Here is a 10,786-nt window from a genome sequence, read left to right on the forward strand (position 1 = left end):
CCCACATCCGACGCGAGAAACGCCGATCTGCCGCGCTGGCTTGACTGGTTCAACCGATCAAGACCACACTCCGCACTCAACCGAACGCCTCCCCTCTCAAAGGTGAACGACCTCGTAAGAACTCACAGCTAGCGCCCCTTGCGGATGGTGGCGAGAAGCGGCTGAACCATGTCGCGGCGCAGAAGTCCGAAGAGCAGGGCATAGAGCGCCGCTCCCGCCACGCTTCCCGCCGCCAGCCGCAGCATCGGGCTGCATCCCGCAAGGAGCAGGCGGTCGAGGGTCAGGCAGAGCGCGCTGGCCGGAGCCGCCGCGACGAGCGGCGCCCAGACCGATCGTACCAGCACGCCAGCCCCGATCCCCGAGCGGTGAGACGCGACTACCCAGTTGACGGTGGTCATGGCCAGTGCGATCCCGACCTGGGCCAGGGCGATCCCGGTCAGCCCGCCGCGCGCGCCCAGGATCAGGAGCGGCACGGCGATGATCAGGTTCATGACGTTGATCGCGGTCAGAATGCCGGGGTGCCCGGTGGCCTTGTAGACATCCCCCAGGTTGAATCCGGCCGAGTAAATCAGCGCGTAGAAGGCGAGCATATGCATCGGCGCTATCGCCCCGCGCCACTTTTCGCCCAGGAGGGTCAGGACAATGGGCTCGGCCAGCACGGCAATGCCGAAGGCCAGGGGGAAAGTCACTGCCATGAGGAGCGACAGCCCTCGGGCGAAGAGTGCCGCCATCTCCTCCCGCGTCCGGCCCGAGCCGCTGAGCGCGGGGAACAAGGCCTGGCTGGCGGACCAGCACAGGCCCATGATCGAAAGTTCGATCAGTGAGAAGGCCATGGTATAATAGCCGAGTTCCGCCGTGGTGAGCTGCGCGCCGACGATCGCCACGTCAAGCCGCCGGATCGCGAGGCCGACGAGCGCAACGGAAGCGATCTGAAGGCCGTAGGGCACGATCTGGCGCAGGATGTCGGGATGAAGGCTCAGCCGCACCGCCCAGCGGCTGAACCACCAGGACAGGACAAGGCCGACCGCGATCCCGGCGAAGTGGCCGAGGACGATGCTCCAGGCTTCGGCGCCCAGATAGGCCAGCGGAATGCCGACAAGCCCCTTGGTCAAGGCCTTGCTGGCGTCGGTCACGAGGCGGCGGCCGAACTCCATGCGGGATTGCAGGATGGCCATGAAGACCGAGGTCGGCGTGCTGATCAGCGCGGCGAGCGACAGGACCTGGATGATCGGCTCGACCTCGGGCGCGCCGAAATAGGCGGCGATTGCGGGCGCCAGCAGGATCGATCCCAGGGCGGTGACGCCGCCGCCGATCAGTCCGACCGCCAGCGCGACGGGTGCTATGGACATGATCTCGCCCTTGCGCCAGACGATCGCGGCGCCGGTCCCCGCCTCGGCAAGGGTTTCGCTGACCGCCAGCACCAGAAGGCCGATGGCGACCAGGCCAAAATGCTCGGGCAGAAGGATGCGGGCGAGCACCACCGTGTTCAGGAAGACGATGATCTTGCCCAGGAAGAAGCCGAGATAGGAAACCGCGGTGCCCGACGCGATGTGGCGGCTGGCGCTGTGTGGGCCTGGCATGATCACCCTTTTGCGGAATGCCTGCCATGGTCGTTTACATGAGCTTGGCCAGGCTGGGAATTGTCAAACGAGCCGATTCCGTCAGGCCGGCGGGATCGCTGGTCAACGCAGGGCACGCGTGTAGATTTCCAGCGACTCGCCCAGCATCCGCTCGACGCTGAGGTCCTTGAGGAACATCCGCCGCGCCGCTGCACCGATCTCGCGCCGGCGGTCGGGGTTGTCCAGAAGGAGGGTCAGCTTTTCGCGGATGTCCTCGGCATCTCCGATCCGCGTGAAGAGGATCGTCTCGCCCTCGACAAAGATGTCGTCGGTCCCTTCAAGCCGCGAGGCGAGCGTGGGCACCGACTGGCGCGCTGCCTCGATGACCGAGTAGGGGAGCCCCTCGCTGGTCGAAGGCAGGCAGAGGATGTCGACGCGGGTCAGGATCGAAAAGACTTCGCTGCGAAAGCCAGTGAAATGGACATGGTTCTGGAGCTGCAGGTCCTGCACCAAGGCGCGGATCGCCCCTTCCTCGCGGCCCGCGCCAACGACCAGCAGGCGTGCCCGGTGGTCACCGGCCCGGACCATCGCGGCAAGGGCGTGCAGAAGGAAGCGGTGTCCCTTGCGGGGATCGAGCCGCCCGATGATCGCGAGCACCACCGTATCGGCGGGCCAGCCGGTTTCCGCGACCATGTCGAAGGGCGGCGGCGGCTCGGCCAAATCCTCCATCCCGTTGCGGCTGAGGACCAGGCGCGCGGGGTCCACGTGGAAGTCCTCCACCAGGTAGCGCTGGACGTTGCTCGATACGGCCAGAAAGCGGAACCCCAGCGCCTTGCACAGATGCAGGGCGAGTTCGTGGATCCGCTGGCGCCAACGGGCGGCGTGATCCTCTCGGTAGACCGAATGCACGGTGGCGACCCGGCCGCGGATGCCAGTCGCCAGCGCGGCCAGCGCGCCCCAGAATTGCGACTGGCCGTTGTGGGCGTCGATCAGCCCGGCCCCCATGCGGCGGATGATGCGCACGAGGTCCGGCACGAGGCGCGGATCCAGCCGCGACCGGGGCAGGGCCGCGACCGGCAGGCCAAGGTCGGTCAGCGTGCGGTGCAGCCCGGTGCCGGCGATGACGACGACCACGAATTCGCAGCCCTCCTGCCGCAGCTTGCGCGCGGTCTGCACGATCCTGACGTCAACACCCCCATGGCGGATCGCGAGGCAGACGATCACGACCGGGGGCAGCGCCGCCCAGCCGGAGCTGTCGGGCGCCTCTGGCATCGCCCCGCTCATATCTTCCGGCGGCGGATGCCGTCGAGATAGACGAAGAACAGGCTGGACAGGATCAGCGCGATCAGGCCGGCCAGGATCGTCCGCTGGACACGGTCGATACCGTTCGTGGCCGCCAGGATATGCGGAGGCGTGATCACCGTCATGTTGTGGCTCGCTTCGTCGCGCATGGACTTGCGTAGCCGGGCCGCGCGGATGGTGTCGAGCTGTTTCGCCAGCATGTTGCGCTCGGCGGCGATCGCGTTCAGGCGCGCCGCGTCGCTGGCGAGCTGTTCCACCGCCGCATCCAGCAGGTCCTCCGAGACGAGGTTCGCGGTGCCGGCGGTGGCTGCCGGGCCGCTTTCCGCGGCGAGAATACGGGCCAGCTGATCCAGTTGGTTCTGCAGCGCGGACATCCGCTCCAGCCCTTCGGCAAAGATCTGCAGCGCCCGCACGTCCTGCGCCAGCGCGGTACGGAGTTCGGGCTGGGCCGGCGAGGCCGCCAGCGCCGCCGCCGTCGCGCCCAGATAATCGATGGTCTCCGCAATGCGCCGCCCGATCCCCAGGGCCTCTTTGTCCAGCCCCAAAGACGTACCGGCCGCCGCAGCTTCGTCCTCCATCAGAAGGTTGTCATAGGCCGGATCCGAAAAAAGCTGCATGCGGTCCTGAAGATAGGTGTCCAGCAGCGCTTGGGAAAAGGCAATCGGCCAGGCCGCGTCGCGGTCGGTCACCTCGACCAGGATCACGTTGCTGCCCTCAAGCCGCTTGACCGCCAGCTTTTGCCGCGCGCGCAGCATCTCGGCCGCGTCGTATCTGCCGTCGGCCGAAGGCTTCATCTCCGGATGCGGGGCGGCCGCAAGCGCCCCCTGGATCGTCCGTTCGGCGGTGAGAAACTGGATCTCGGTCCCGATCACTTCGTCGGCGCGGAAGTTGATCTGCTGCGTCTCGCCGGATGCGATCCATGGCACGGGCGTGTATTCATAGCCGATTCGGACCAAAAGCTCGGACTGGACGGTGCGGAGGGGCACCTCGGATCGCGTGATGACCCAGGCGGCCCCGGCAGTCAGGGCTGTCAGCAGAAGGATCGGCAACGCCCATCGCCAGATTGCGCCCAAGATCCTGAATTCGGCCGGGGTCTTGTCCGGATAGGAGTGACTTTCAAACATTTGCGTCCACTCGTGGTTGGGCAGCGATCGGCTTGTCGCCGGCAGTCCTTTCCGCGGCGAAAAGCAGCGCAAGAACCAGCCAGAAATGCTGGGCGTAGGCATCATGCAGGAAGAGGGCAGAGACGAACAGTCCCACTGCGGCGGCCGCCATGGCCCGGAGGGCGTTCATCAATGTCGCGTTTCGCTTCCGGACAGCCTCGCGATGGGCGAGCTGGATGGCGCGCAGGGAAGCGCCCAGCAGGAACATCAGGGCCGCCAGTCCGATAACCCCCTGTTCGGCCGCCGTCTCGAGGTAGAGGCTGTGCGCCGCGCGGTCCGCACCGCGCAGCATCATGTCGTAGTTGGCCGAGATATCCTGATAGCGGGTTTCGAACATGCCGAATCCGATCCCGGAAACCGGATGCTCGGCAAAAAGGATCGCGGCCGCCTTCATCTCGGCCAGGCGGCCAGAGACCGAGATGTCTCGTGCGGTCTGGCCTGAGGCCAGCGCGGCAAGCGAGGTCATCAGCGAGCTCACGCGGGCGTAGTAGGACGGGACCAGGTACAGCACGGCGATGCCGGGGACCATGACTGCGGCGAGATACTGGATCTTGCGATACGCCAGAAGCAGCGCGACCGTCCCCATGGCCATGGCAATCAGCCCCCCGCGCGATGCGGTCAGCAGGATCGCCGTCAGGATGACGATCGTCGCAACCGCTCCCATCCCCCGCCAGCAGGCCTTTGCGCTGCCGAGGACGATGCCCAGGGCGATGGCATAGCCTGGAACGAGGATCTGGGCATAGTAATTGGGGTCCTCGACCGGCCCCCGCGGCCGGAAGGCGTCGACCTGCCCGGCGATGTGGTCGACCAGGCCGTTGGCGAAGCCATAGAAGTTGAAGCCGGTGATTCCCAGGCACACCTGGACAAGCGTCAAGGTGCTCAGAAGGACTGTCGCCGCCAGCACACCCGCCAGTGCGGCGAGCAGCCGGGGCTGGTCGACGACCAGAAGGAACAGCATGGCGCCATAAAGCACGTTCGGGAGGAATTCGCGCAGTTTCAGGACCGAGACGCCCGTGGCCGTCGACCAGAGATAGGAATTCAGGACCGCCACCAGCCAGAATCCTCCGGCCGCCAGAAACCGGCCGCTGCCCTTGGCGCTGTCGCCGTGCAGCAGGGGATAGACCGCAACCAGGCCCAGCATTGCCCCGAACAGCAAAGGATCGGCGAGGCCGACCCCAAAGTGGCTGGACAGGACCAGATTGGCATGCAGGAGCAGCAGAAAGGAGAAGGCGAAGACCGCCCAAGTCGGACGGCGCATGAAAACCGGCGCGAGAACCAGTGCGATCGCGACCACGACAGGCAGAGCGGCGTTCACCGATGCGGCTCTCGGTCGCCCTGGCAACTCCGGACCTGACCTTCCATCATATATGCCCTGACCGCCTGTTGCCACTATGCGAACTGCACAGCGGGCGACCGAAAGCCTAAGCCCACGGGCCCGGCACGCAAGGGGCAACCTGCCCCGGCCGCGACAATTCCCCGCCGCTACTCGGAAATATGCGGACAGCGCCTTGAATTTGCGATGGAACAATGCGCCAAATGCTGCGGTCTTCGGCCCGGTTACGCCGTCAGGTTTCCCCTCCGTGCCGCAGCCCCGGTTTCGTCGCCGCCGACCGCTTGCAAGTCTGTCAGTTGGATGAACCTATGACACCCGATCCCGATCCGGACATCCCTGCGGAAGCGCCGGCTGTCCTGGCTTTGCAGGTGATCGACAACCTGGAGCTCGGTGGTGCGCAGCGATTGCTCGCCACTCTGGCCGGCCAGTATTCCCGGGGGCAAAGCCTGCAGGTCGTGTCCCTGATGGAGGGACCGGCGCCGTTCCGAACGATGCTGCGTTCGATGGGGGCGGAGGTCACGACCTTGGACAACCTCAAGCTCTGGCATCCCATGTCGGTTCCGCGCCTGGTCCGGGAGTTGCGGGGCCGGAAGGAAGCGGTGGTCCATGTTCACCTGACCTATGCGACGATCCTTGGCGTGCCGGCGGCCCGCCTGGTCGGCAAGCGGGTCGTCGTGTCGCTGCACAACGCGCAGACGGTGGACGGGAACAGCCTGCGCGCCCGGATCCTGCGCGGGCTGGAAGACTTCTGCCTGCGCCATCTCGCCGACCGGGTGGTCTTCGTGGGCGCGAATGTCGAGCGCGCGAACCGCAGCCGCATCGGTCGAACGCCCGGAATCGTGGTGCCGAATGTCATCCCGAGGCCGAAGCCCCTGCCTCCAGCCGACCGCGCGTCGATACGCCAGGGACTTGGCGTCGGGCCCGAGGATGTGGCGGTGATCGCCACTGGCCGGCTGTCGGAGCAGAAGGACCCGTTTCTGTTGGTACGGGCCTTCGCTGCCGCACAGGCGCGGGCGGGAAACCTCGTCCTCTGGGTGGTCGGTGATGGCGCGCTGCGGGCCGGGGTCGAGGCGCTGGCGCGCGACGTTCTGCCGGCGGAAGATCCGGTCCGGCCGCGAATTCGCTTCCTCGGAGCGCGTGACGATGTCCAGCGCCTCCTGCCCGCGGCCGACATCTACGCGCTCAGCTCGCGGTGGGAGGGCCTGCCGGTTGCCTTGCTCGAGGCGATGGCTGCGGGTCTCGGCATCGTCTGCACGAGGGTCGGCGACATTCCGGAATTGCTGCCCGAGGACGCGGCGCTGATGGTTCAGCGGGAGGATGAGGCAGGCTTCGCAGCCGCACTTGCAAAGCTGGCGGCGGACAAGGCCCTGCGCGAGGGACTTGCCCGCCGGGCGCTCCAAGCGGCAGGGCCGCATTGCGACGTTGCCGGGTGGCAGCGGACGTTGGAACGGATCTATGCCGAACTGGCCTAGCGGTCCGGCTTCTCCCATTTCAGGAAGGATCGGCCGGCCAGCACGTCCAGAATGGCCAGGAGCACCATCAGGTTCGAGTACACCACATGATAGGCCAGGTGCGGCAGCTTCCACTTGCGGCCCAGCCCCAGGCCGATGCGACCCAGAAGCGCCAGGCCCGCCACCGCCAGCTGCAACAGCAGGAGGACGACGAAGAGCCGATGATCGGGGTTCAGCAGCACCGCGCCCAGGTTCGCAATGCCTCCGACGATCATGAACAGCGGCAGCGCCAGGCGCAGGACCTTGTGCGACAGAAAGGCCGCCAGCACCACAGGGCGGCGCAAGGGCCAGACTTCGGGCTTCAGGATCAGCAGTACGCGTCCCGCCGCGATCCGCCGGCGGCGGACATGTTCGTCGCGCGGATGATCGTTTGACTTTTCCCAGCTGATGGCGCGATGCGCGAAGCGGACGTTGCGCCCGCGTGCAAGAGCCGTCATCGTCAGCCAGGCGTCGTCGTTCACCGTACCCGGTGGAAGCCCGTGCCAGTCCGTCCGCCGCATCGCCAGCATCGACCCGACCGAGGCCACGGTGGCCCCCAGCGCGCTTTCCTTGCGGCGGATGAAATCCTCGTACCGCCAGTAAAGGCCTTCGGTTGTCCCCACCAGATAGCCCGGCTCGTTCGGATTCGGCGGCTTGAGCCGGTGAGAGCCGCTGACCACAGCGACGCTTTGGTCGGCAAATTCGGCGACCAGCCAGCGGATCGCCTGCCGTTCGTACATCTCGGACGCGTCGGAGAAGAGAATGATGTCGCCCCGCGTCAGTCCGGCTCCATAGGTCATCGCCGCCGACTTGCCGCCGCGAACGGACTTCCCGACCATGCGGATGCGGTCATCCGACCCGATCGCAGCGGCCGCAATCGCCGCGGTGCCGTCGGTCGAGCCGTCGTCGATGATCACGATCTCGTCCGGGGCCGGGTCCAGCAGGCGGCAGTTGGCGACCTTTTCGGCGATCACTCCGGCCTCGTTATGCGCGCAGATCACCATCGAGACGCTTTGGTCCGGCGCCGCGTCCGCTGCGGGCCGCCGGTGCCGCCGGGCCAGCAGGCCCAGAAGCAACGGATAGCCCGCATAGTGGTAAAGCTGCACGCCCAGGCAGAGAAGCGTCAGAGCCTCGAAAAATCCGCTCATGCGATCCCCTGTCCGTGCGCCCTGCTGCAGCAAACAACCCGCCGCTCTTCCACGTCAATCCCTTGCCGCAGATCGATCCCGGGACGGGGCCGCGGGGCCGGGCCAGCCGCCGTCCGCAATCAGGAAAGCATTGCGCCGATTGAATGTCCGACTATCCTGCCAAGGTTGTGTCAGGAGGGTTCATTTGGCCACAGCAGCGTCGCAGAGCGTCATCGCGTTCCACGGCATCGGGCATCCCGGTCGCGAGCTGGAGCCGGGCGAGTCCCGCTACTGGATCACCCGCGAACGCTTCCTCCGGTTTCTGGATCTTGTGGCAACCGCTCCCGACCCCGGACGCGTGCATCTGACCTTCGACGATTGCAACGAATCGGATTTCACGATCGCCATGCCCGCCCTGCAGGCGCGCGGACTGGCAGGCAGTTTCTTCATCATCACCAGTCGCCTGGATCGGCCGGGCTCGCTCAGTACGCCGCAGCTTCAGGCGCTGGCTTCGGCGATGGAGGTGGGAAGTCACGGGATCAACCATCTCGACTGGCGCAGACTGGATGCGCAACAGCTTGACGGCGAGCTTGTCGGATCGAAGCAGGTGCTTGAAAGCTGCATCGGGCGGGCCGTGACGGCCGCCTCGTTTCCGTTCGGCCGCTACGATCCGCGCGTCCTGTCCGCCGTGCGCCGCGCGGGCTATGCCAGGGTTTATTCGACAGATGGCGGAAGAAGTCGCCCGACGGACAACGTCGTTCACCGCACCAATGTTCGGGCAGAGACCTCCCTGCAGAACTTCGTCGACCTGATGCAGGGCCGTGAAACCTGGAGCCTCTGCGTCGCACGGAAGCTGAAGGCAGTGCGTCGCTGACTTCGCTGATCTGGCCCGGCAAAAGCGACGATTCGATCACATTTGTCCTGCCTGCCGAAAGGCATTCCGCTGCCACATGACGTCATGGTTGCCATTCGGGACGGCAGCACCCGTTCTGGTTAATCAGAGCGCAACCGGGAGCACTGGACACAAGTCGGCGTCCTGATCCAAAATTGTTTCGTTTTGCGGAAATTTGGCCAAAATGTGGACAGAATGGGGCGTGGTATCTAGAATATCTCGAAGCTCGTCCATCCAGTCCGTTGACCCATTCAGCCGCCCAGGCCCGGCAACCCACCTGGCGAAGTCCTGTCTGGCGCGGCAGTGCAAGGTTTGGAAAACGAACGATGCTTCAACACAGTTTTCCTGTCGCGCAGCCTGTCGAGGTGATCGACCAGGTTCCGCTATCCGATCTTCTGGATGAAGTGATCCGCCGCGCGCCTCTGGCCGACAACTGGCGACACCGCGTGTTGGACTATGCCTTCGTTTTTATGTCTGCGCCTTTCGTACTGCCTACACTTGCGCTGATCGTGCTGTGGGTGAAGCTGGACGATCCGCGCTCGCCGGTCTTCTATCGGCAGACGCGTTACGGAAAGAACGGCAAGCCGTTTCAAATCCTGAAGGTTCGAACCATGGTTTGCGACGCCGACAGGATCAAGGAAGCGCTGCTGATGCAAAGCGAGGACAAGGGCGCCGGATTCAAGCTGGACAACGATCCTCGCGTCACCCGCCCTGGCCGCAAGCTGCGCAAACTGTATCTGGACGAGGTGGCCCAGCTCTGGAACGTGGTCCGAGGGGATATGTCTATCGTCGGACCACGTGCCAATTCGGCGGATCCGGCCGGACTTCAGTCCTGGCAGCGGCTGCGGCTGCTTGTGCGCCCTGGCGTGACGGGATCCTGGCAGGTCATGCGAAACAAGCCGCGTGACTTCAACGAACGCTGCCGCATCGACCTGGATTACATCACGCGCAAGTCCGTTGCATATGACATTGGCATCCTTCTGCGCACGGTGCTGGTGGTGATCCGGCCGACTGGTTGTTGAGGGCGGATCCGGATCGGCGAAGAGGTTCGACGCCCACTTCGGATCAGGGTCGCGACTTCGATCCCTGGCCGAGGCGGTCGGATTCGCTTCCCGATCGTTCGCTGATCCCGCTCGATCATGTTGAGATACTTGATCCGGACTATCGCGACGGGGCGGGGCATCCAAAGCTCCGCAGCATCCGGTTGATCGCGCAGATGCCGGCAGTGTTGGCCCAGCTGCGGTCGATGGCGATCTTGCAAGGGGAGGCGCTGGCGAGCCCGCATGCCGGATCGTGGCCATGCATCCGAGGGGCCCTGCGAATGAAAAATGGCGCCGGATGCAGAATGCAGTCCGGCGCCAGTCAGTCCGCCGCAGGGAGTGCAGTCGGACAGGGTCAGAGTTTTTCGATCATTTCCGGCACTGCGGAGAAGAGGTCGGCGACGAGGCCGTAGTCTGCGACCTGGAAGATCGGGGCCTCTTCGTCCTTGTTGATGGCGACGATGACCTTGGAGTCCTTCATCCCGGCGAGATGCTGGATCGCGCCCGAGATGCCGACGGCGACGTAAAGCTCGGGCGCCACGACCTTGCCGGTCTGGCCGACCTGCCAGTCGTTCGGCGCATAGCCACTGTCCACCGCCGCGCGGGACGCACCCACGGCGGCGTTCAGCTTGTCGGCCAGCTTCTCGATCAGCGCGAAGTCGGCCTGCGAGCCAACCCCACGGCCGCCCGAGACCACGATCCCGGCCGAGGTCAGCTCGGGCCGGTCGGAGGAGGCGACCCTGTCCTCGACCCAGGAGGACAGGCTGCCGTCGACGGAGGCCGAAACCGTCTCGACCGGGGCCGAGCCGCCCTTGCCGGCGGCGTCGAAGGTCGCGGTGCGGATCGTCAGCACCTTCTTCGCGTCCGAGGTCTTCACCGT

The 10,786-nt window shown here is 65.7% G+C and carries 10 protein-coding genes; 4 read left to right on the top strand and 6 right to left on the bottom strand.

Annotated elements, in window-relative coordinates:
* A partial coding sequence (locus I7S92_RS23560) for an integrase core domain-containing protein (RefSeq protein WP_197641424.1) occupies window positions 1-132 on the top strand: 132 nt, incomplete at its 5' end.
* Here I7S92_RS23560 and I7S92_RS22660 read toward each other — a convergent pair.
* The 4 genes from I7S92_RS22660 to I7S92_RS22675 all read right to left on the bottom strand — a co-directional run bounded on the left by I7S92_RS22660 (window position 129) and on the right by I7S92_RS22675 (window position 5,282).
* Window positions 129-1,580 (bottom strand): lipopolysaccharide biosynthesis protein, encoded by a 1,452-nt coding sequence (locus I7S92_RS22660; RefSeq protein WP_197647769.1) that lies wholly within the window; start codon window positions 1,578-1,580, stop codon window positions 129-131. The genes I7S92_RS23560 and I7S92_RS22660 overlap by 4 nt on opposite strands.
* Window positions 1,581-1,682: 102 nt before the next feature.
* A complete protein-coding gene (locus I7S92_RS22665; protein WP_197647770.1) occupies window positions 1,683-2,831 on the bottom strand; it encodes a glycosyltransferase in 1,149 nt (382 codons plus the stop codon).
* A gap of 8 nt (window positions 2,832-2,839) precedes the next feature.
* Window positions 2,840-3,910: a GumC domain-containing protein gene (locus I7S92_RS22670; RefSeq protein WP_197647771.1), complete on the bottom strand. Its 1,071-nt coding sequence runs from the start codon at window positions 3,908-3,910 to the stop codon at window positions 2,840-2,842.
* A 67-nt stretch (window positions 3,911-3,977) separates the two neighbouring features.
* The gene (locus I7S92_RS22675) at window positions 3,978-5,282 is read right to left on the bottom strand and encodes an O-antigen ligase family protein (protein ID WP_197647772.1); all 1,305 of its coding nucleotides are present in this window, start codon (window positions 5,280-5,282) and stop codon (window positions 3,978-3,980) included.
* A 278-nt stretch (window positions 5,283-5,560) separates the two neighbouring features.
* On the opposite strand from I7S92_RS22675, the gene I7S92_RS22680 reads away from it, so the two are divergent.
* Window positions 5,561-6,829: a glycosyltransferase gene (locus tag I7S92_RS22680; RefSeq protein WP_197647773.1), complete on the top strand. Its 1,269-nt coding sequence runs from the start codon at window positions 5,561-5,563 to the stop codon at window positions 6,827-6,829.
* On the opposite strand, the gene I7S92_RS22685 is transcribed toward I7S92_RS22680, so the two are convergent.
* Window positions 6,826-7,995, bottom strand: a complete 1,170-nt coding sequence (locus I7S92_RS22685) for a glycosyltransferase (RefSeq protein WP_197647774.1) — start codon at window positions 7,993-7,995, stop codon at window positions 6,826-6,828. The genes I7S92_RS22680 and I7S92_RS22685 overlap by 4 nt on opposite strands.
* 184 nt (window positions 7,996-8,179) lie before the next feature.
* Between I7S92_RS22685 and I7S92_RS22690 the strand changes: the two genes are divergently transcribed.
* Together I7S92_RS22690 and I7S92_RS22695 are read left to right on the top strand one after the other, a co-directional pair.
* Window positions 8,180-8,848 carry a polysaccharide deacetylase family protein gene (locus I7S92_RS22690; RefSeq protein ID WP_197647775.1) on the top strand — a complete coding sequence of 223 codons (669 nt, stop codon included), beginning with the start codon at window positions 8,180-8,182 and terminating at the stop codon, window positions 8,846-8,848.
* A 383-nt stretch (window positions 8,849-9,231) separates the two neighbouring features.
* Entirely contained in the window at window positions 9,232-9,888 is a 657-nt protein-coding gene (locus tag I7S92_RS22695; protein ID WP_197647776.1) for a sugar transferase, read from the top strand.
* Window positions 9,889-10,261: 373 nt separating this feature from the next.
* Here the strand turns inward: I7S92_RS22695 and I7S92_RS22700 are convergent.
* The coding region (locus tag I7S92_RS22700; RefSeq protein WP_197647777.1) for an electron transfer flavoprotein subunit alpha/FixB family protein at window positions 10,262-10,786 on the bottom strand (525 nt) is incomplete at its 5' end.

Source organism: Tabrizicola soli, from assembly GCF_015999335.1.
GTDB classification, from domain to species: domain Bacteria; phylum Pseudomonadota; class Alphaproteobacteria; order Rhodobacterales; family Rhodobacteraceae; genus Tabrizicola; species Tabrizicola soli.